This is a genomic window from Rhizobium sp. SVR5-2C, assembly GCF_056755115.1.
Window position 1 is genome coordinate 1 of record NZ_JBNDHT010000128.1, and the last position, 20538, is coordinate 20538.

The 20538-nt window shown below is 61.2% G+C and carries 21 protein-coding genes and 1 pseudogene; 7 read left to right on the plus strand and 15 right to left on the minus strand.

Annotated elements, in window-relative coordinates:
• Nucleotides 1-5: 5 nt before the first annotated feature.
• Nucleotides 6-1148, plus strand: a complete 1143-nt coding sequence (locus ACPYOI_RS27575) for an alpha-hydroxy acid oxidase (RefSeq protein WP_481416677.1) — start codon at nt 6-8, stop codon at nt 1146-1148.
• 2 nt (nt 1149-1150) lie between these two features.
• Here ACPYOI_RS27575 and ACPYOI_RS27580 read toward each other — a convergent pair whose 3' ends face one another.
• The 10 genes from ACPYOI_RS27580 to ACPYOI_RS27625 form a co-directional block, all read right to left on the minus strand.
• Nucleotides 1151-1891, minus strand: coding sequence for a metallophosphoesterase family protein (locus ACPYOI_RS27580; RefSeq protein ID WP_481416676.1), 741 nt, complete (start codon nt 1889-1891; stop codon nt 1151-1153).
• A 3-nt stretch (nt 1892-1894) separates the two neighbouring features.
• Nucleotides 1895-2251, minus strand: a complete 357-nt coding sequence (gene uraH / locus ACPYOI_RS27585) for a hydroxyisourate hydrolase (RefSeq protein ID WP_481416675.1) — start codon at nt 2249-2251, stop codon at nt 1895-1897.
• Nucleotides 2248-2748, minus strand: coding sequence for an ureidoglycolate lyase (locus ACPYOI_RS27590; protein WP_481423620.1), 501 nt, complete (start codon nt 2746-2748; stop codon nt 2248-2250). The genes uraH and ACPYOI_RS27590 overlap by 4 nt, the downstream gene beginning before the upstream one ends.
• A gap of 3 nt (nt 2749-2751) precedes the next feature.
• On the minus strand, nt 2752-3090 hold the full coding sequence (locus ACPYOI_RS27595; RefSeq protein ID WP_246704458.1) for a HepT-like ribonuclease domain-containing protein: 339 nt from the start codon (nt 3088-3090) through the stop codon (nt 2752-2754).
• A gap of 20 nt (nt 3091-3110) precedes the next feature.
• A complete protein-coding gene (locus ACPYOI_RS27600) occupies nt 3111-3404 on the minus strand; it encodes a nucleotidyltransferase family protein (RefSeq protein ID WP_481416673.1) in 294 nt (97 codons plus the stop codon).
• A gap of 57 nt (nt 3405-3461) precedes the next feature.
• Nucleotides 3462-4484: an allantoicase gene (gene alc / locus ACPYOI_RS27605; protein ID WP_481416672.1), complete on the minus strand. Its 1023-nt coding sequence runs from the start codon at nt 4482-4484 to the stop codon at nt 3462-3464.
• Nucleotides 4485-4979: a 2-oxo-4-hydroxy-4-carboxy-5-ureidoimidazoline decarboxylase gene (gene uraD, locus ACPYOI_RS27610; protein ID WP_168830375.1), complete on the minus strand. Its 495-nt coding sequence runs from the start codon at nt 4977-4979 to the stop codon at nt 4485-4487.
• The gene (gene puuE / locus ACPYOI_RS27615) at nt 4979-5902 is read right to left on the minus strand and encodes an allantoinase PuuE (RefSeq protein ID WP_481416671.1); all 924 of its coding nucleotides are present in this window, start codon (nt 5900-5902) and stop codon (nt 4979-4981) included. The genes uraD and puuE overlap by 1 nt, the downstream gene beginning before the upstream one ends.
• A 108-nt stretch (nt 5903-6010) precedes the next feature.
• A complete protein-coding gene (locus tag ACPYOI_RS27620; protein WP_481416670.1) occupies nt 6011-6718 on the minus strand; it encodes a DUF1045 domain-containing protein in 708 nt (235 codons plus the stop codon).
• A gap of 113 nt (nt 6719-6831) precedes the next feature.
• A complete protein-coding gene (locus ACPYOI_RS27625; RefSeq protein ID WP_481416669.1) occupies nt 6832-8010 on the minus strand; it encodes an NAD(P)/FAD-dependent oxidoreductase in 1179 nt (392 codons plus the stop codon).
• Here ACPYOI_RS27625 and mnmC2 point away from each other — a divergent pair.
• A complete protein-coding gene (mnmC2, locus tag ACPYOI_RS27630) occupies nt 8009-8725 on the plus strand; it encodes a tRNA (5-methylaminomethyl-2-thiouridine)(34)-methyltransferase MnmC2 (protein ID WP_481423621.1) in 717 nt (238 codons plus the stop codon). The genes ACPYOI_RS27625 and mnmC2 overlap by 2 nt on opposite strands.
• Here mnmC2 and ACPYOI_RS27635 read toward each other — a convergent pair.
• Nucleotides 8715-10187 carry a hybrid sensor histidine kinase/response regulator gene (locus ACPYOI_RS27635; protein ID WP_481416667.1) on the minus strand — a complete coding sequence of 491 codons (1473 nt, stop codon included), beginning with the start codon at nt 10185-10187 and terminating at the stop codon, nt 8715-8717. The two genes, mnmC2 and ACPYOI_RS27635, sit on opposite strands and share 11 nt — an antisense overlap.
• A gap of 384 nt (nt 10188-10571) precedes the next feature.
• On the opposite strand from ACPYOI_RS27635, the gene ACPYOI_RS27640 reads away from it, so the two are divergent.
• From ACPYOI_RS27640 to ACPYOI_RS27650, 3 genes are all read left to right on the plus strand, one after another.
• Nucleotides 10572-11045 (plus strand): hypothetical protein, encoded by a 474-nt coding sequence (locus tag ACPYOI_RS27640; RefSeq protein WP_481416666.1) that lies wholly within the window; start codon nt 10572-10574, stop codon nt 11043-11045.
• A gap of 340 nt (nt 11046-11385) precedes the next feature.
• Nucleotides 11386-13059, plus strand: coding sequence for a DEAD/DEAH box helicase (locus ACPYOI_RS27645; RefSeq protein ID WP_168830369.1), 1674 nt, complete (start codon nt 11386-11388; stop codon nt 13057-13059).
• Nucleotides 13060-13302: 243 nt separating this feature from the next.
• Nucleotides 13303-15084: a B12-binding domain-containing radical SAM protein gene (locus tag ACPYOI_RS27650; protein WP_481416665.1), complete on the plus strand. Its 1782-nt coding sequence runs from the start codon at nt 13303-13305 to the stop codon at nt 15082-15084.
• Between the two features lie 89 nt (nt 15085-15173).
• On the opposite strand, the pseudogene ACPYOI_RS27655 reads toward ACPYOI_RS27650, so the two are convergent.
• Nucleotides 15174-15296 (minus strand): annotated as a pseudogene (locus ACPYOI_RS27655) (transposase); the annotation flags it as partial.
• Between the two features lie 216 nt (nt 15297-15512).
• On the opposite strand from ACPYOI_RS27655, the gene ACPYOI_RS27660 reads away from it, so the two are divergent.
• Together ACPYOI_RS27660 and ACPYOI_RS27665 are read left to right on the plus strand one after the other, a co-directional pair.
• Nucleotides 15513-16469, plus strand: coding sequence for an MBL fold metallo-hydrolase (locus ACPYOI_RS27660; protein ID WP_481416664.1), 957 nt, complete (start codon nt 15513-15515; stop codon nt 16467-16469).
• Between the two features lie 81 nt (nt 16470-16550).
• On the plus strand, nt 16551-17216 hold the full coding sequence (locus ACPYOI_RS27665) for a nitroreductase (RefSeq protein WP_481416663.1): 666 nt from the start codon (nt 16551-16553) through the stop codon (nt 17214-17216).
• Nucleotides 17217-17379: 163 nt separating this feature from the next.
• Here the strand turns inward: ACPYOI_RS27665 and ACPYOI_RS27670 are convergent, their stop codons facing one another.
• From ACPYOI_RS27670 to iolG, 3 genes are all read right to left on the minus strand, one after another.
• Entirely contained in the window at nt 17380-17784 is a 405-nt protein-coding gene (locus ACPYOI_RS27670) for a cupin domain-containing protein (RefSeq protein ID WP_481416662.1), read from the minus strand.
• A 493-nt stretch (nt 17785-18277) separates the two neighbouring features.
• The gene (locus ACPYOI_RS27675) at nt 18278-19171 is read right to left on the minus strand and encodes a DMT family transporter (protein WP_481423622.1); all 894 of its coding nucleotides are present in this window, start codon (nt 19169-19171) and stop codon (nt 18278-18280) included.
• 164 nt (nt 19172-19335) lie between these two features.
• Nucleotides 19336-20328, minus strand: a complete 993-nt coding sequence (iolG, locus tag ACPYOI_RS27680) for an inositol 2-dehydrogenase (RefSeq protein WP_481419724.1) — start codon at nt 20326-20328, stop codon at nt 19336-19338.
• Nucleotides 20329-20538: the final 210 nt, after the last annotated feature.

Sequence of the window (20538 nt, forward strand, 5' to 3'; positions counted from 1 at the left end):
TATGCATGGCCACTCCGCTCACGATCGCCGACCTCAAGAAAATGGCACAACGCCGCGTACCGAAGATGTTCTTCGACTATGCGGATTCCGGCGCCTGGACGGAGTCGACCTATCAGGCGAACGAGAGCGATTTTTCCAAGATCAAGCTACGCCAGCGGGTGATGGTCGACATGACCAACCGCACGCTGGAAACGACGATGATCGGCCAGAGGGTCTCGATGCCGGTGGCACTTGCACCGACCGGCATGACCGGCATGCAGCACGCCGACGGCGAGATGCTGGCAGCGCGCGCCGCCGAAGAGGCAGGCGTTCCCTTCACGCTCTCGACCATGAGCATCTGCTCGATCGAGGACGTCGCCTCGGTCACGACGCGTCCCTTCTGGTTCCAGCTCTACGTGATGAAGGACAAGGACTTCGTCATGAACCTCATCAACCGCGCCAAGGCGGCAAAATGCTCGGCACTGGTTCTGACGGCCGACCTGCAGATCCTCGGCCAACGGCACAAGGACCTGCGCAACGGTCTGTCGGCCCCGCCGAAATTCACGCCGAAGCATATCTGGCAGATGGCGACCCGGCCCTTCTGGTGCCTCGACATGCTCAAGACGAAACACCGCACCTTCGGCAATATCGTCGGCCACGCCAAGAATGTTTCCGACCTCTCGTCGCTCTCTTCCTGGACGGCGGAGCAGTTCGACCCGCGGCTTTCCTGGGCCGACGTCGCCTGGATCAAGGAAAAGTGGGGCGGCCCGCTGATCATCAAGGGCATTCTGGACGTCGAAGACGCAAAGGCGGCAGCCGAAACCGGTGCCGATGCGATCATCGTCTCCAATCACGGCGGCCGTCAGCTGGATGGCGCCCCCTCCTCGATCAGCATGCTCCCGCAAATCGTCGACGCTGTCGGCCATAAGATCGAGGTCCATCTCGATGGCGGCATCCGTTCCGGCCAGGACGTGCTGAAAGCCATGGCGCTCGGCGCCAAGGGCACCTATATCGGCCGCCCGTTCCTCTATGGCCTCGGCGCCATGGGCAAGGAAGGTGTGACGCTCGCTCTCGGCATCATCCGCAAGGAAATGGATATCACCATGGCGCTCTGCGGCAAGCGCGACATCAACGACGTGAATTCGTCGATCATTGCCGGACGGCAGTAACTCTACGGCATTCTGCCCGACGCCAGCGCAGCCGCCCAGTCCGGGCGGCCGTTTGCCTTTGCAAGTCGCGACATCGCCATGTGATTATAGGGGACCGTGCGAAACTCGACGGTCCAGCCGGATGCGGGCTTTTCCAGGATTGCGTAGCATGCCATGGCATGGCCCGTCTCCACCTTGTGGGGATAGGGCCGGTCGTCGTTGTAAGCCGGGCAGCCGACGCTACCGGGATTGACCACAAGACGGCCACCGGAAAGTTGTACCACACGCGGCAGATGCGTGTGGCCGCAAAGGATAAGCGGCAGGCCGACCCCTTCGGCAAATCGCTCGATGTCGACCTGCGGCCTCAGGCAGACCTGCCCCTCCGGCGTTACTGTCTCCAGCCAATAGAGATCGTCGGCGGCGGGCGTTGCATGGCAGAGATAGGCTTCATCCTTGGAGACAAGACTTGTCGGTAGCCGTCGCAGCCATTCGAGATGCGATGGGCTGAGTTGATCATAGGCTGCGGCGTCCGAGGCATGCATGTCTTCGCGCGCCTGCGTGATCAGATAGCGGTCGTGGTTGCCGCGGACCGTCGGTATACCGAGCGGGATAAGCAGATCGGCGGTTTTGCCTGCTTGCAGCGGACCGCTGAAGCAATCGCCGAGATTGACGATGTCACTGATACCTTGAGCCGCGATATCCGCAAGCACCGCCTCCAGCGCCAGCGCATTGCCATGGATATCCGCTATAGCCGCAAAGCGCATCGTCTAGCTGCCGCGATAGGTCGAGTAGCCGTAGGGCGAGATCAAAAGCGGCACGTGATAGTGCGCTCGGGAATCGGCGATGCCGAAGCGGATCGGCACAAGATCGAGAAAGGCCGGATTCGGCAACGGCGTGCCCAATGCACGCAGATAGTCGCCCGCATGAAAAAGCAGCTCGTAGGTTCCGGTTTTGAAGCTGTCGCCGGAAAGGATCGGGCCGCCATCGACGCGGCCGTCAGCATTGGTTTCCACCGTCTTGATATGCCGGCGAACGTCGCCGTTGATCTGGAAAAGGTCGATCCTCAGGCCCTGCGCAGGCTTGCCCGAGGCGGTGTCGAGAACATGGGTCGTCAGTCCGGTCATAGGGCTGGATCTCTGATGATAAAGGGTGTGTCGAAGAAGAATTCTTCAAGATTGTTGCCCGGTCCGTCACGATCGACGACGACAAACGTGCTCGGCTCGTCAAGGGCCATCAAAGGATGGTGCCAGACGTTGCGGCGATAATTCACGCCCTGCCCTCCGCTGGCGAGAAACACCTGTGGCCGGCCCGGCTTGCCGCCCTCGTCTTCGGAAACGACGACAAGGAACGGCCGATCGACAAGAGGCGAAAAGCTCTGGCTGCCGAGCGGGTGCCGCTCCATCATCCCGACCTCATAGGGAAAGCTGCGCGGCTGGCCGCGGAAAAGGTTGACGATCACGCGCGCTCCCTCGCCTGCCGCCTCTGCCACAGCCAGCGCATGGAAGCGTTCGGTATTGCCGCCGTTGATGTAGCGCATCGTCGCGGGATCGAACTCGATCACGTCCCCGAAGGGTGCGAAGGCGGATTTGGTCAGGGGGTGTATGTCGAGGAAGCGGGACATCGGCTATTCGCCTTGCGCGCGCCAGTGGCGGACGAGATCTAGCCTGTCCAGCAGATCGGGAACGTCGTCTTTGGCAGTGGCCCAGACCTTCTCAAGATCGATATCGAAATAGCTGTGAGCAATACGGTTTCGCATACCGCGCATTGCCCCCCAGGGAAATTCCGGATGCTCAACCTCGAATTCGGGAAAAGCCTTGATCAATTGCGCAGCAGTTTCCGATGCCATCAGAAGACTCATACCAACAGCGCGCTGCAGGATAATATCCTGCAGAAAATGTTGCTTGCTGACATTCGAAATCATCGAATGTGCATCCGCTGCGGCAGAGCGAATGCGCTCCAGCATATAGGGGACGCGACTGTCGTTCATACAGGCTTGGCCTCGGAAAGAACCCGCACGCGGATCGATTCCGGGAAATCGCCCGGCGTGAGCAGGTGGATTGGTGTGCCGATCATCATTTGCTCCAAGGCATCCTGTAGTCCGCCGAGGCTCAGCAATGTGCTGCCCGGCAGTGCATCCACCAGAATATCCAGATCGCTGCCCGCCCGGTCCTCACCGCGGGCCACGGAACCGAAGACGCGCGGGTTCGCCGCGTTGAACCGCTTCGTCGCGTCGCGGATCGCCTGCCTATTCTTTTCCAGCACTTCCGACGGCTTCATCGAGGCCTCACTCCTGATGCCTCAAATATAGGCGAGCCACGGTAAAGAGGAAAGAACTCACCCTTTTACCCCAAAAAGCCGCAGCCGCATGATGCCGCCGTCCGGATGCATGGCAATACGGACATGCGTCACCGGCCCGATATCGACGATGGCGTCCGCGCCGTATTCGTGGATGTGGTCCATCTGCAGCTTGCTGCGCGGCAGGATCGGCTCCCAGCTTTCGGAAGCGGCGATCTCGGCCTCGCTCAGCGTTTCGCCGAGTTTGGGCAGATAGGCGCCGAGAAGTTCGCAGCTATCGGGAAAATTGCCCTTGAAGAAGGCCGTGTCGACAATCACGCGCTTGATCGTGCCCGGATGGCCGAGACGGATGATTGCCCAATCATGGCCCGGACCACGCCGGCGCTTGGTTTCCCAGCCGTCGCCCATGTTGATGCCCCGGCCCGGTCCGAGCATCTTGTCCGGATGGCCATAGTGGGCATCCGACCAGGCGAGCGACTTCGCGCCGTTGAAGATATAGGCGAGATCGATTTCCTCCGCGCTTCCGACCTTCGACCAGTCGAAATAGGCCGAACCATAGACCCGCAGGCGCGCGACGCCGCCGTCGGGGTAGATGTGCAGGCGCAGATGCGTCCAGATCTTCTGCTTGTCGGCATTTTCGAAGAAATGGTGCGCGCTTGGGCCAAGCGGCGACTGCGGCAGGATCTCGGTCCAGACCGTCGCGTCGCCCGGATCGCCGTTCTCGACGAAGGCGGCCTCGATCGAGCAATGCGGCGGATAGTTGCCCGTGAAATAGCTGGTGTCGACGTCGAAGCCGAAGATGCGGCCCGGCATGGCGAGCTTGATGATTGCCCAGTCATGGCCAGGCACGCGCTTGCGCCGGCTCTCCCAGCCATCCATCCACTTGCCGTTGTCGTCATAAAGGTTGGGATCCCAGAAGGCATCCGTATCGGCCAGCATACGTTCCAGCGGCGCGAAGAATTCGTCCGTTGCGTAAAGTCCCTTGGCGCCGAGCCGAGCGGAAGCAAGATTGATCGCGCCGGCAGCGAAGGGGGGCAAGCTGGTCGTGCTATTCTCGGTCATTCATTTCTCCAGCATGGATGTGAGGCGCAGGAGCGCGATTTTTTCGACCTGCTCGGCTGCGGTCTTGAATTCCTCGTCGCGGCTGTTGTTGATGCGCGTTTCGAAAGCCGCGAGAATGTCGTCTTTGTTCAGCCCCTTCACGGCGATGATGAAGGGAAAGCCGAATTTTTTGGTATAGGCCGCGTTGAGTTCGGTGAAACGGGCATGCTCCTCGGCGCTCAGCCGGTCGAGACCGGCGCCTGCCTGCTCCTTCTTGCTGTCCTCCGTCAGGTCGCCGGCGATCGCCAGACGCCCGGCAAGATCGGGATGGGCGCGAAGCACGCCAAGCCGCTCTTCGGGGCTCGCGGCCCGGAAGATTGCGACGAGTTCTGTGTGAACCCGGTCGACGGTCAAGACATCGCTCACGAAACCGTCGTCATAGGCGCGCTCCGCGATGAAGGGCGAATGTTCGAAGACACCGCCGAAGCGTGATACGAATTCGTCCCGCTTGATCATCAGATTGTTTCCTGCTTGTGGTGCTTGTGCCAATGTTCGGCAATTTCGATGCGGCGCGGAATCCAGACCTTGTCGTGCTTCAGCACATATTCGATGAACCGCTTCAGGGAAGCGGCGCGGCCCGGGCGGCCAACAAGGCGGCAATGCAGGCCGACCGACATCATTTTCGGGCTGCCGGCTTTGCCCTCTTCATAGAGGGTATCGAAGGCATCCTTGAGATAGGCGAAGAACTGGTCGCCGGAGTTGAAGCCTTGCGGCGTGGCGAACCGCATATCGTTGGTTTCCAGCGTATAGGGAATGATCAGGAACGGCTTGTCGTCCACACCCTTCACCCAATAGGGCAGATCGTCGGCATAAGAGTCTGATGAATAGAGGAAGCCGCCCTCCTCCTGCACCAGCCGCAGCGTATTGTCCGAAGGCTTGCCCTGGTACATGCCGTAGGGCCGCTCGCCGGTGATCTCGGTGTGGAGACGCACGGCTTCGAGAATGTGCTTGCGCTCGAGGTCTTCCGGAAAATCCTTGTATTCCAGCCAACGGTAGCCGTGGCTGGCGATCTCCCAGCCGGCTTCCTTCATTGCTGCGACGGCTTCCGGGTTGCGGGCCATGGCGAGCGTCACGCCGTAGACCGTCGCCTGAACCTTGAGTTCGGTGAACATGCGCCACAGCCGCCAGAAACCGGCGCGCGAGCCGTATTCATAGATCGATTCCATGTTGAGGTTGCGCTGGCCGGGCCAAGGCTGCGCGCCTACGATTTCCGACAAGAGGTTCTCGGAGGCCGGATCGCCATCCAGAATCGAGCTCTCGCCGCCTTCCTCGTAATTGATGACGAACTGCACGGCCAGGTGGGCGCCGTCCGGCCATTTCGGATCGGGAATATTGCGACCGTAGCCGACGAGATTGCGCGGATAGGTATCGGATGCCATCAGATCACCTTTTGAGAGACAGGCGAGACGGTAGCATCCGGAGATAGAATGTCGAGACGGAAATGCGAAGCCGACTTTGGGGCGCTACGGCACAAGCGCAGTATCTGATCAGGCGATCTTGCGCGCGCTTACCTTACCCATCGGATGCAGCGAATGAACGCGGAACGGCCCGCCGGTGCCTTCCTCGATCATCAGCGCGATGTTGGAGACAGTGATCGGCTCGGCGAGAACCGGCTCGAAGACCGAGCGGAGTGCCTGCTCGATGCGCGGCATGTCGATTGAATTGACCGGACCGGTTACCGGCATATGGAAGCGGAACTCGTCCATCACATAGGGATTGCCCCAGCGGTGCAGGTTGGCGAACTGCGCAGCCGACAACCCGTCCGGATCGCTCCGCTCGATGTCAGCCTCGGAGAGCGGCGCACGGAACCGGTCGAAATGCTGGACGACTGCCGATGCCAGATGTTGGACATGGTCACAGGGGATCGACGGGACCAGACTGTAGTAGCTGCCGAGGCGTGCGACCTCGATACACGGAATCCGGAAAGGGTGGAGGCTACCGGAGAAACGCATCAGATCGCGCATGAGTTGCGTTTCCGAGACATCGCTCGCGAGATGGAATGGAGCCTTCAACACGCCATGGAAACCGTAACGGCGCGGCACGGCCGTGTGGAAGGCAATCTCGTGGATGCCGATACCGCGGATTGCCGGAGGCTCGACCATTTCGCCTGAAAACACGTTCCTGCCAAGCCAGCTCGCCGCCACATGGCTGAGCGGATCGCTCGGCGAAGGCGTAAAGCAAATGGCGTAGCGCATGCAATTTCCTCCGTTCCAGGAAGGCGTCGCGGGCGATTCCGCGCCTTCAATGCGCAAGCAGATAGGTGATTTGCATGACAGAATAACGAAAGAGATAACCTTCTAATTCACGTCTAGCGTGAACTCGCCGTCATGTGACTCGAAAGCGCAAAGCTTTCCGGCAGTGCAAAGGCGGCAGACCGGCCGACAGCGATATGGACGGCAGCTTCGGCCAGACGGTGTGCGAGACCGAAGCTGACCTTGAAACCGCCGGTCAGCGCGATGAGCCGCGGATGCGCCGGGTGCGGACCCACCATGGGATCACGGTCGATCGCCTTGGGGCGAAGACCGGCCCAACGCTCGACCACCGGGGCGTTGCGAAGCACGGGCGCCATTTCGCGCGCGGCTTCGATCAGCGCGTCGAGTTGGGCATCGGTCGAGACTGGATCGTCGAAATTGTTCTCGCTGGTGCTGCCGATGGCGGCGTGGCCGCCCTCGTGCGCCACGATGTAAAGCCCATCGCGGAAGATGGTCGGGAAGGCCGGATCGATATCGGCCTTCAGCATCGCCGCCTGCCCCTTGACCGGCTGGCCGAGCGGCTTGCCCAAGCCCGGCGTGAACTGCTGCAGCAAAGGAAATGACTGGTGCCCCGCCGCGATGATGCAGCGGCCGAAGCGTACCGGCTTTCCGCCGACCTCGGCAGTGCCGCGTTCCGGTTCGAGGGCTCCGACGGCCGCGTTCTCGACGATATGTATATGTTTTGCCTGCCGGAGAAACGCGGCAAGCGCGGCAACCAGCGCGCGGGGCGCAACGCGGGCAGCGAGCGTATCGTGAACGAAGCCGCTCTCTCCTGCGGCCGGATCGATCCAGCCAGCGACTGGCGCAGCATCCCCGACATGCCAATGGAAGCAGCGACCGCCTTGATGCCAATGCGTTTCGGCGTCGGCGGAATGGCGAAGCGCGATCTTGCGCAGATGCGGCTTCGGCAGCGGAATGACGCGGCCGGAACGGTGATAACCAGCGGAAAGACCGGTCGCGGCTTCTATCGCGGCGATCTCGGCTTCGAGCGAAACCAGCGCATCGAACTGGAACTGTTTCTTGGCATTCCATTTGTCCGGCATATGCGGCATCAGGGCGCCGAGCAGCCCGCCGCTGGCACCCTGCCCCAGTTCGCCTGCATCGGCGAGCAGGGTATCGATGCCAAGGCGCTCGGCGTAAACCGCCGCCCACAGCCCCATGATGCCGCCGCCCGCAATCAGCAGGCTGACAGACGATTGACCAGAGGAGAAGGCCGCACTATCGGCTTTATGCATGACAGAGATTGATCCCGATCAGAGTGGCAGCACGAGCCTGCCGCTCGAATGGCGCGACGGCGATATGCCCTATTCGGCTGCCTTTGGCGACCATTTTTATTGCCAGACGGATGGGCGGCTCGAATGCGGCCACGTCTTTCTGGCAGGCAACGGCCTGCCGGAACGCTGGGCCGGAAAAGACAAATTCCTGATTGGAGAACTGGGGTTCGGGACCGGGCTGAACTTCGTCGAGACATGGCGGCAATGGAAAGCACACCGCACAGACGGTCAGCATCTCGTCTTCATGTCTTTCGAGCTCTACCCGATGCGCGCTGAGGATATCGATCGCGCGCTGTCGCGCTGGCCGGAAATCGACGCCGAGCGGCAGGCGCTGACAAAAATGTGGCCGGGCGAACCACAAGGCACCGTGACGCTGGCATTGGACGGCCAGACGAGGCTGAACGTCGTCTGCGGCCCGGCACTCGAAGGCGTTGCGGCGGCCGAACCCGGCTTCGACGCCTGGTATCTCGACGGCTTCGCGCCATCGCGAAACGGCGACATGTGGTCTGAGGATCTGATGCGTCTCGTCTTTGAAAGGACAGTTCCCGGCGGCAGCTTCGCGACCTATGCCGCGGCAGGTTTTGTCCGGCGCAATCTGATCGCTGCCGGCTTTGCAGTCGAGCGGCGCAAGGGCTATGCCGGCAAGCGGGAGATGCTCTGCGGCATCAAGCCTTAAGGCCGGGACGCTCAGCGCTCATGCCGAGCCAGAGCTGAATTTTCTCTTCCAGCAGTTCGGGACTAATCGGCTTGGACATATAGTCGTCCATCCCGGCGGCAAGGCAGAGTTCGCGGTCGGCTTCCAGCGCGTGGGCCGTTACCCCGATGATCGGTACGCGGTGCCCCTGCCCGCGCTCACGCTCGCGGATCGCGCGCGTCGCATCGTAGGCGCTCATGACCGGCATCGTCAGGTCCATCATAATGATGCGCGGCAAATGCGTCTGCCATGCATTGACCGCTTCCTGACCGCTATTGACCACCATGAAGCTGAGGCCGGTGCCCTGCAGTATCTGCGTGAAGACGATCTGGTTCACCTCGTTGTCCTCGGCGACGAGTACATCGATGAACTCTGGTTCCTGAGCACTCGAATCGAGGTACGCCGGCTTGCCGACGATGTCAGCGGCCGGTCCTCGCTTCACGCGGCTTGCGCGCACGACCTCGATGATCGTACTGCGAAGAATATTGGCCGGCACCGGTTTCATATGATGCGCATGGCCGTTGAGGCCCGCGAATTCGTTCTCCGTGCCGGAGCTGTCCATCGAGGTCAAAAAGATGATGGGCAAGCTCTCGAAACGGGCATCGGCCATCAGGATGCGGGCAATCTCCGCGCCGTTCGGCATGTGATGGTCGAGTATGACGGCATCGACATTGACACCCATGTCGCCCGCCGCTTCGAGGATCGCAACTCCGGTTCTGCCATCTTCGGCCGCCGCCCCGTCGAACCCCCAGAACGCCAACTGCTCGCGGAGTATCTGGTGATTCACCTCGTTGCCGTCGATCACGAGTACACGCGCCCCCCGCACATCGATGGGTAGCGGCTCGGGATCGGCGTCCATCTTCGAAACATCGGGAATGTCATTGATGGTCTTCAAAAGCGCGTTGCCGGATTTGACGATGCTATCGACAAAGGCTCTCTGCTGCGGCTCGAGATCGGTCTTTGCCAAAAGCCCGGCCATGCCGAGCACCTCGTTCGCGGGCCCGCGGAGTTCGTGGCTCATATGGGCAAGGAATTCGGACTTGGCGCGATCGAGCAGAGGCTGAAGCTCGTCCTCGCGCTGCTCCAACCGGCGGCCGTTGTCCGCGAAGATACCGAGCACATAAGCCCTTTCTTCCGACGGCATGAAGCTTTCGATCTGGATGCGCGCATGCACAGTTTCCGCAGCATCGAAACAGATGGCGTTTTCTTCGGTGCCGAAGACGAGTGCGCGGCGCTCCTTGTCTTCACGCTCCTCTTCTTCAGGACGGTCGAGAATTTCGCGTGTGCGGTGGCCGATGAAATCCGAAATCTCCCCGCCGAAGAAACGCGCGTAGGCTTCGTTGACGGCAACGTACCGAAGTTCGCTGTTCTTGACATAGGCCGGGATTTCCAGATCTGCGATCCGGCTGCATGCCAGCTCCAGAAGGTTTCCCGCAGACATCAAAAAGCACGCACTCCCGCAAAAGACTGAAAATTCATCAGGACACCATAATCCCAGGCCGCTTAACAATGCTTTAACCATAAGGGTCGAAGCCGACGGCCGAGCAAGACGACCGACTTAAGGTTGAATCTGAACGGAAGCATCAAGGCGCCATCGCATTGATCCCGCACGATTTTCAACGCTCGGAAGCACCGGAAACTCAGCGGTGGGCCTGCGGAGACATTCGCTCTTGGGGCGTTTCGCGACGGCGATACCGCCGAAAACGAAACGCAAGTATAGTCGAGAAGATTTGATTTGCGGCACCGCTTTTTTCCATCAACTTGCCGTGATCGAAGCGGATTCTACCGTCGCTCAAAGAACAAGCGTCGTCGATGAAAGGAAACGACCATGTCCGTTCTTCATAAAATGGCGACGGGCCTGATTGCATTGACCCTGACTGCCAGCTCACTCACAACAGCAACGCCTGCACACGCCGTCTCGGATGACTTCTGGGGCGGTGTCGCCGCCGGCGCCGTTGGCGGCATCCTGCTCTCGACGGCGGTGCGCCCCGGATATTATCCAGCCTACGGCGGCTACCCAGTTTACGGCGGCTATGGCGGTTACGGAGTTTACGGCGGCTATGGAGGCTACTACCGTCCTTATTATTACCGGCCGTATGCGTACAATCGGCCATACTACCGGCCCTACTACAACTCCTATTATCGGCCCTATTACTACCGGCCTTATCATCGTCCTTACTATCGCTCCTACTATCGACCTTATGGGGGCTATTACCGCAATTACGGCTATTGCGGTGTGGAGCGCCGCTACGATCATCGGTCGGACGTGTGGGTCAACGTTCGGGTCTGCCCTCGCTACTGAGGAGCCTATCTGCGTCGCGCCGCTGCTCATTGAGGCGGCGCCCGCTACACCTTTCTCTCGCGTGTCGGCTTGACTTTCAACGCAAACTAGCCCAAATGCGGCATAGCTTTCACCTTCCGGCCGCCGCGTGAGCGTGCCCCTGCCAGCAAATAGGATGCAGGAAGAAGGACAAAAGCGCATTTCATACAGGCCGCATCCCAAGACGCGGCAGAAGCGCTGGAAAGCTTTTTCCAACAAGACAAGTTCCCACTTCACGCGGGGTGCTTGACGCCAGAATGACACCGGGCCGCACTCTGCGATCCGGCGATATTGTTTTGGCGCGCCCTAAAAAGGTTATGACTTGACCAATTTTGAATCGCTTGGTGTTTCCAAGCCGATCGTCGCCACACTTTTCCAGCTCGGCATCGAAACGCCGACTCCCATCCAAGAAAAGGCGATCCCGCTTCTCCTCGAAGGCCGTGACCTGATCGGCCTCGCCCAGACCGGCACCGGCAAGACGGCCGCCTTCGGCCTGCCGCTCATCGAAAAGCTCATCCCTGAAGAACGGCGTCCGGACAATCGCACCACGCGCACGCTGATCCTCGCCCCGACCCGCGAACTGGTGAACCAGATCGCCACGAACCTGAAGAACTTCCTGCGCAAGTCGCACCTGCGCATCAACGTTGTCGTCGGCGGCGTGTCGATCAACAAGCAGCAGCTGCAGCTTGAAAAGGGCACCGACATCCTCGTTGCGACGCCCGGTCGCCTGCTCGATCTCGTCAACCGTCGTGCCATCGGCCTGACTGCCGTGCGCTACCTCGTTCTCGACGAAGCCGACCAGATGCTCGATCTCGGCTTCGTGCACGACCTGCGCAAGATCGCCAAGATGGTGCCGAAGAAGCGCCAGACCATGCTGTTCTCGGCCACCATGCCGAAGTCGATCGCCGATCTCGCCGGCGAGTACCTGACGAACCCGGTTACGGTCGAAGTCACGCCCCCGGGCAAGGCTGCCGACAAGGTCGAGCAGTACGTCCATTTCGTCAACGGCAAGAACGACAAGACGGATCTCCTGAAGAAGTCGCTCACCGAAAACCCGGATGGCCGCGCCATCGTGTTCCTGCGCACCAAGCATGGTGCGGAGAAGCTGATGAAGCACCTCGAGCACGTAGGCTATTCCGTTGCCTCCATCCACGGCAACAAGAGCCAGGGGCAGCGCGAGCGTGCCCTCAAGGCCTTCCGTGACGGCGATATCAAGACGCTGATCGCCACCGACGTTGCCGCCCGCGGCATCGACATCCCGGCTGTCAGCCACGTCTACAACTACGACCTGCCTGAAGTTGCCGAAGCCTATGTCCACCGCATCGGCCGTACGGCCCGTGCCGGCCGCGACGGCATCGCGATCGCCTTCTGCGCGCCCGACGAGTCGCGTTTGCTGCGCGACATCGAGCGCCTGATGAGCATCAACATCACCGTTGCCAGCGGTGAAGCACCGGCCAACATGAACGCGGCGCCTCGCCGCGGCAATGGCAACGGCAATGGCGGCAACCGCGGCCAGGGTCGTGGTGGTGAGGGTCGTGGCGGCGAAGGCCGTGGTGAACAGAACCGCTCCGGCGGCCGTCCGGAACGTCGTCCGCGCCGCGAAGGCGAAGGCGGCGAAGTGCGCGCCAACAACGAGGAACGTCGCGAGCGTCGCCCCCGTCCGGAGCGCCAGACCGCCCGCAATGAGGACTTCCGCGGCCAGCGCCGTGGCGAGCCCACGCCTGCCGTCGGTCCGGACAACGATCTGGCCACGACCTCGGATTTCCGCCCGGCCAACAAGCCACAGCGCACGCATCCTCACGGGAACCGCGGCAGTGGCGAGAATAATCGTCATCATCCCGGCAGTGCCCGCCAGGCCCACGGCCGCCCGGCACACAAGCACGGCGAAGATCGCGGCGCGCAGGCCCATGGCGGCGGCGAGCGCCAGGACGGCAGCGGCGGCATGCGCCGAAAAGGCCCCCGCAACGGCGGCGGCCAGCGCCGCGAACGGGCTTGAATAGAGAATTCAGAAAGAGGCCGGTATCTTCCGGCCTTTTTTTGCTTTACGTCTGTTTGTATGGCTTTCACCGGCGGATCTCCTTGTAAGAGAACGCGCCGGTGACATATTTAATAGTATCGTGATCAGCATTGCTTTTTGCCGGACTACCCTGCCGATCATAACAGTCCGCTTGCATGCCCGCGCCGGCAAGGCGATGGTTCTCATTTAGTGCCTTCGATTTCAGAGAGAGAGACTCAGACTTTGCGATCACCTGTAGCGACCAGCGGCCGCCGTTTTCAGCTCATTCTCCTCAAGCCGTCGCACTATGACGACGACGGCTACGTGATCCGCTGGTGGCGGGCGATGATTCCCTCGAACTCGCTGGCGGCTCTTTTTGGTATTGCCGCAGACTGCGCGGAACGCGAAGTGCTCGGCCCGGACGTCGCCATCGACATCAAGGTGATCGACGAAACCAATACCCGCGTGAATATTCCCGAGCTGCTTGCGTTGCTGAAGAAGCACGGCAATTTCGGCATGGTCGCACTGGTCGGCGTTCAGTCGAACCAGTATCCGCGAGCCCTCGACATCGCCCGCCCGTTTCGCGCGGCAGGCATTCCTGTTTCGATGGGCGGCTTTCACGTCTCCGGCTGCCTTTCCATGCTTGATGGCAAGGCGGTCGAGCTTGACGCCTGCCGCGAGATGGGCATTTCGATGTTCGCCGGTGAGGCCGAAGGGAGGCTCGACAAGGTTTTGCATGACGCGGCCTATGGCGAACTTGAGCCGGTCTACAATTTCATGAATGACCTTCCGGGAATCGGCGGTACGCCGGTGCCCTTCCTGCCGAAGAAAAATATCGAACACACCCTCGGTCTCAGCAGCAGTTTCGACGCAGGCCGCGGCTGCCCCTACCAGTGCTCATTCTGCACCATCATCAATGTGCAGGGCCGCAAATCGCGCTTCCGGTCGGCCGACGACATCGAGAAGCTGGTGCGCATGAACTGGGCGCAGGGCATCCACAAATTCTTCATCACCGACGACAATTTCGCCCGCAACAAGGACTGGGAAGCCATCTTCGACAGGCTGATCGAGCTTAAGGAAAGAGACGGCATCCCGCTTGGCCTGATGATCCAGGTTGATACGCTCTGCCACAAGATCCCGAATTTCATCGAGAAGGCGAAGCGCGCTGGCGTCACGCGTGTCTTCATCGGTCTGGAAAACGTCAATCCGGACAACCTGACGGCCGCCAAGAAGAACCAGAACAAGATCACCGAATACCGAAAGATGCTGTTGGCCTGGAAGGCGCAGGGCATCATGACGCTGGCCGGCTATATCCTCGGCTTCCCTTCTGACACGCCGGAAACCATTCGCCGCGACATTCAGATCATTCAGCACGAACTGCCGCTGGATGTCATCGAGTTCTTCGTCCTGACGCCGCTGCCCGGCTCGGAGGACCACCAGACGCTTTGGCGCAAGGGCGTCGAAATGGACGCCGACCTGAACACCTATGACGTCGAGCACGTCTGCACTGCCCACGAAAAGATGAGCAGACAGGAATGGGAAAGCATCTATCTCGAGGCCTGGTCGCTCTATTACTCGCCGGAACATGTGAAGACGCTGCTCCGCCGCGCCGTTGCAACGGGCGTTCCGCTTGCAAGCCTTGTCAAGGTTCTGGTGTCCTTTGCAACGACTGTGCCGCTGGAGAAAGTGCACCCCCTGCAAAGCGGCCTGCTGCGGCTGAAGCATCCCTCGGAGCGGCGTCCAGGCTTGCCACGGCCGCACCCTCTCGTCTTCTGGCCGCATTTCGTGTGGGAAACCGTGGCCAAGCACGTTAAGCTGGCCGGCGTTATCCTGCGCATGAGCGCCGCCGCCTTCTTCATCAAAAGGGATCCGGCCTCAAAGAGCTACATGGATCAGGCATTGACCCCGGTCGATGACGGCGAGGAAGAGAAACTGGATCTGTTCACCAAGACAGCGGGCGGTGCCGCGGCTGTCACGCATGTGAGAAAGATTCACCAACTGACCCATGCCGACCCGGCAGCCTGACTAGGCCGTAGCCTCATTACGCCTGGATGCGGCCTGCGACTACGGCGGCGAGGTAGTTCGCCGGGTCCTTGTAGTAGCGCGTGGCGATGCCACAGGATGCCGTTCAAAACCCGAGGGTCATCGACACGCGGCACGCCGCGAGGCTTGCTGGGCGGCAGCGGAGCAATGATCGACCATTCCCGGTCGGTCAGTTCGTAACGGCGTCGCCTCATCAAAGATCTCCTCGTCAAGCACCCTTGGATCAGTCGCGCTATCAATTGCCAACGACATTTGTGATTATACGGCCTAGCACAAGCCCGCTATATTAACCGCCCGGCGGTCTGCCGTGATCGGTTGCGCAAGGCGCAAGCCAATTCCGAGTTCGGCGGCGCGTGCCATCCCGCGGGAGCCGGCGGCTTCGAGACCAAAGCGGTCGACAGGAGGCAAACATGAGCTTGGACAACACCCCACACCCCCCGGTCAAACACTGCGCCGACAAGGTGAACGCGAGGTACATCCACGGTAGACCGGAGCACGAGTTGGTTCCGTCGCGCTATGCGCTGAAGGTCGGCACGATTGACGTCATGGTGGTCAGCGATGGGGTACTATCGCTGCCAGGCGCGATGTTGGGCCACAACGTCGACCCGGCTGTCCGGGCGGCCTGGCTGGAGGACATGTTCCTGCCGCCGGACGTGCTCGAGTGGGCGCTGAACGCGGTCGTTGTGCGCAGCGGCGGCCGGACCATACTCATCGACGCTGGGATCGGGGGCGAGTTCCCGGATTTGCCGCGGGCCGGGCAGTGGGCCCAGCGACTGGAGGCGGCGGGCATCGATCTCGCATCCGTGACCGACGTGGTGCTCACCCACCTGCACATGGACCACATTGGCGGGCTGCTCGCCGATGGGGTGAAAGAGCGGCTGCGTCCTGACCTGCGGGTCCACGTGGCGACCGCCGAGGCCGAGTTCTGGGAGTCGCCCGATTTCTCCCGCGTCTCCATGCCGCCGGGGTTCCCGGACGCGCTTCGGCGGACGGGAAAGCGATTCTTGGAAGAGTACCACAGCCTGTTGCGGACGTTCGAAAACGAGCACGAGGTGGCGCCGGGGGTGCTCGTCCAACGCACCGGCGGCCACACCCCCGGGCACAGCGTGGTGCGCCTGGCGTCCAGCGGCGACCGGCTGACGTTCGCCGGAGATGCCGTGTTCCAGGTCGGGTTCGAGCACCCCGACTGGTACAACGGTTTCGAACACGATCCCGAGGAGGCGGCCCGCGTCCGGGTCCGTCTTCTGCGGGAGTTGGCGGCAAACCGCGAGTCGCTGGTGGCGACGCACCTGTCATTCCCGTCCGTCTGCCATGTGGCGGTCGCCGGCGACGTCTTTCGTTGGGTACCAGGCCCCTGGGAGTACTGACCGCCTGTCGGGTCAGGGCCGAACTGGACGACCGCATGCGTTTGAACGAAACGGATAGCCGGCGGTAGGGAGGTGATCATCATGGATGTATATGAGGCAGTCACAAGCCGACGGTCGGTGCGCGGATTCAAAGACGAGCCCGTGCCGAGGGAGGTGCTTGAGCGCGTGCTGACCGCCGCAGCTTGGGCGCCGTCCGGATCGAACATCCAGCCGTGGAACACCTACGTACTGACCGGCACGCCGCTGGCCGAGCTCAAGACATGCGCCGTCGAGCGCGTGGCCCACGGCGACCCCTGGGACGAGCGGCAGTACGAGATGTACCCGTCCGTGCTGAAGTCCCCGTACGCGGAGCGCCGATCCGCCTTCGGCAAGGAGCGCTACAGCGCTCTCGGCATTGCGCGCGAGGACTGGGAGGCGCGCCAGCGGGCAGCCATCGCCAACTGGAACTGTTTCGGCGCGCCAGCGGCCCTGTTCTGCTACATCGACCGCGACCTGGGCCGGCCCCAATGGGCCGACGTCGGCATGTATCTGCAGACCATCATGCTGCTGCTCCGCGCCGAGGGGTTGCACAGTTGCCCGCAGATGGCGTGGTCGCAGGTTCGCGAGACGGTCGCGGAGGTCCTGTCACCCCCGGACGGGCTCATCCTCTTCTGCGGCATGTCGATCGGGTACGAGGACCCCACCGTAAGTTACCCCCGGACAGGCCGCGTCCCGCTCGACGAGACGGTCACGTTCGTCGGCGATTAGTACTTGCGCCCGGAGGACAAGAGACCCCTTCCATGATTCTTGCGCATGATAACGTCCTTTTGCGGGAGGTGGCGTCCGACCGGCACGCTAGATACGAAAGCGACGATCATGCCAACGAGTTATCAGTATAGGGTGCACTGGTTCGTCGCCACCGCACCGAATGTCACTCTACCGGCATGAGAACCGGAGCATCCTTGTTCTTAAGCAGCACGACGATAAACTTCGCCGGTTCAGTCGTGCTCGCATTGCGGCTGACCAAGTGTATGTCGGAAGGACCTTCGTAGAAGGTCTCTCCCGGCGACAAGGTGACTTCTTTTTCTCCCTTGACCTGCATCACGATCGAGCCCTCCAGAACATAGACGAATGCATTTGCGTCATGTTTGTGAATAGGATCGGAACCTCCCGGCCCATACTCGACCGATATCATCAGCCCCTCCTTGCCAGGATAATTTGGGAGGTCCTTTTTTATGAGTGGTGTGACGGTTGCAGCGTTGTCAGCGGCCACCGCCAAAGTGCCAAGGAGGCTGACTGTTGCTGACACAAAGAGCGTTAACAAAGCTGAATTCATTGTCGTGATCCCTCTGCTTGTTGAATGCGGATGTGGGTTTGCATGAATGCATTTAGAGGTCGAAAACTCCCGAGCAAAAGATCACTTGGCCCAGTTGTTTGATGCCTTGGACTTACTTCGGCTGCTAGGACTGTCGAAACCGCTATTCCGCGCGTGCTCTAAAACGCATACTCGTCATCATCGATGCTATCGGAGCCGTCTACTGCCAGGACAAGCGCGATGTCCGAGCAGCGCCTGCCTGAGCCGCCGTGCAGGCTCATCGACAGCAAACAGACAAAGAAGCTTATCATGAGCGACGATGAAACCGTAGGCGTATGCAGCCATTCCGCTCCACACCGCATGGAGACGCGTCGCGCATTAAGGGCCGTGCCAACTCTTCCAGCGGCCGCTTATGGCGCACAGTTGCCCTAGGGCTCCGCGGTCGATGGCATTTGATACCCAACGCGCCTCGTCCGGCTCCGTCGATTTATGAGTACGCGACTAGGGTTAGGGCCTAGGCTTCAGCCACCCGGACGGCGCTCTTCCGGTTGGTCAGATAGACGCCGGTGACGACGACGATCGTTCCGCTGATCAACGGCAAGGTCAGCGGCTCGCCGAAGGCTATGAATGCCTCGATGGCGACCGTCGGCGGCATCAGGTAGATCAGCGACGCGGCGCGGGAGACCTGCCCCCTGCGGATCAGGTAGAGAAGCAACCCGACCCCGCCCATCGACAGGCCGAAGACCGACCAGGCCAGCGCCGCAAACGCTTGCGCCGTACCGTCGAAATGCAGCCGCTCGAACGCGAGCGCCAGAGGGACAGTCACGATGAGCGCGCCCACATACTGCAGCGTCGCGATCGTCTTGAGGTCGCCGCTGTGCAGGTGCTTTTTCTGGTAAATCGTCCCGTACGTGACCGAGGCCATGGCGAGGAGATTGATCGCCAATGGCACCGCCGCATGAGCGAGGCTCACGGATCCAGGGTCGAAAAGCTTCGGGGAAACGGCAATCGCTATGCCGAGGAAGCCGAGGAGAAGGCCGAACTTCTGCGTCGGCTGCAGCCGTTCGCCGATCAGGAAAGGCGCGGCCATAGCCGTCATGAGCGGCTGGAGAGCGGCGATGATCCCGGAGATGCCTGCCGGAACACCATTGGCGATCGCCCACCAGAGGCCGCCGAGATAGAAGCCGTGCAGAAAGAAGCCCGAATAGATCGCCCGCAGCACCGTAGCCCGGTCGGGCCATTTCGCTTTCAGCACCAGACAGAGGGCGAGAAAGGCAAGCGCCGATAGCGCATAGCGCATACCGAGGAAGGTGAAGGGCTCGGAATGAAGCGCCGCATACTTCGCCACAACCCAGCCGGTGGACCATAAAAGCACGAAGATAGCGGGCGCATAACGATCGAGGGTCATGGAGGACTCTGGGGCAAGAGGTATTGTCGCGCCAATAGCGGTCCAACCTCTCCGCGTCAAAGGCAAAGCGTTGATAATTATTTCAAGTTTGGCTGATGGTCGGCGCCGAAAGGAAATGGCCGGGCGCGCGCCCGGCCATCCAGTATGGTTGGTCCGGAGGGAGCTCAGCCGATCTTGACGAGCTTGCCTTCCTTGACGGACTGCACCGCCGCGTCGGCCAGCACCAGGGCCGCAAGGCCATCAGCGCCGGAGGGTGAAATCTTTGCGCCCTTTTCGATCGCCGCGATGAAGCCTGCAATCTCGTTGGCGTAGGCTTCAGTGTAACGGGTCATGAAGAAATCGTGCAGCGGCGGGCGGGTGTAACCGTCGCCGTTTGCGACTTCGATCGAGACCGGGCGCTGGTTCTCGGCGACAACCATGCCCTTCGAACCGTGCACTTCGATGCGCTGGTCGTAGCCATAGGTGGCGCGGCGGGAATTGGAAATCACCGCCTGCTTGCCGGACTTCGTCTGCAGGATGACCGAGACGCTGTCGTAGTCGCCCGCCTCGCCGATCGCCTTGTCGACGAGTACGGCGGCAGTCGCCACAACGGATACCGGCTCCTCGCCAAGCAGGAAGCGGGCCATGTCGAAATCGTGGATCGTCATGTCGCGGAAGATGCCGCCCGAACGCTTGATGTAGTCGACGGGCGGAGCGCCCGGATCGCGCGAGGTGATCGTCACCATCTCGACTTCGCCGATGCGCCCGTCGTCAATCGTCTTGCGCACGGCCATGAAATGCGGATCGAAGCGGCGGTTGAAGCCGACCATCAGCTTGGCGTTGGTTTCCTCGACCACCTTGATGCAGGCCTTGACCCGCCCGACGTCGAGGTCGATCGGCTTTTCGCAGAAGATCGCCTTGCCGGCGCGGGCAAAGCGCTCGATCAGATCCGCATGCGTATCGGTCGGCGTGCAGATGACGACGGCATCGATGTCCTTGGCCGCCTCGATCGCCTCGATCGAGCGCACCTCACAGCCATAAGCGGACGCGATTGCTTCGGCTGCTTGCGGCATCGCATCAGCGACAGCAACGAGCGTCGCGTTCGGATCACCGCTCACCGCCTTGGCGTGAACCTTGCCGATGCGGCCGGCACCGAGAAGACCAAATCTGACTGTCATGAAACCCTCCCTGGAATTCGGAACAAATGAACCGAATTTGCGTATCTGTGGAATTTTCATTCCACCTTCCGTTCGAGCCGTCAAGCCCGCTGCCCTTTCACTTTTACAAAATCCGGCCTAAAGACAAGTGATCGAAACATGACCGGGGAACACATGCAGCTTATCGATCCGAGTCATCCCGCCTACCGCCATGTCTGGGTACGCGCTCTG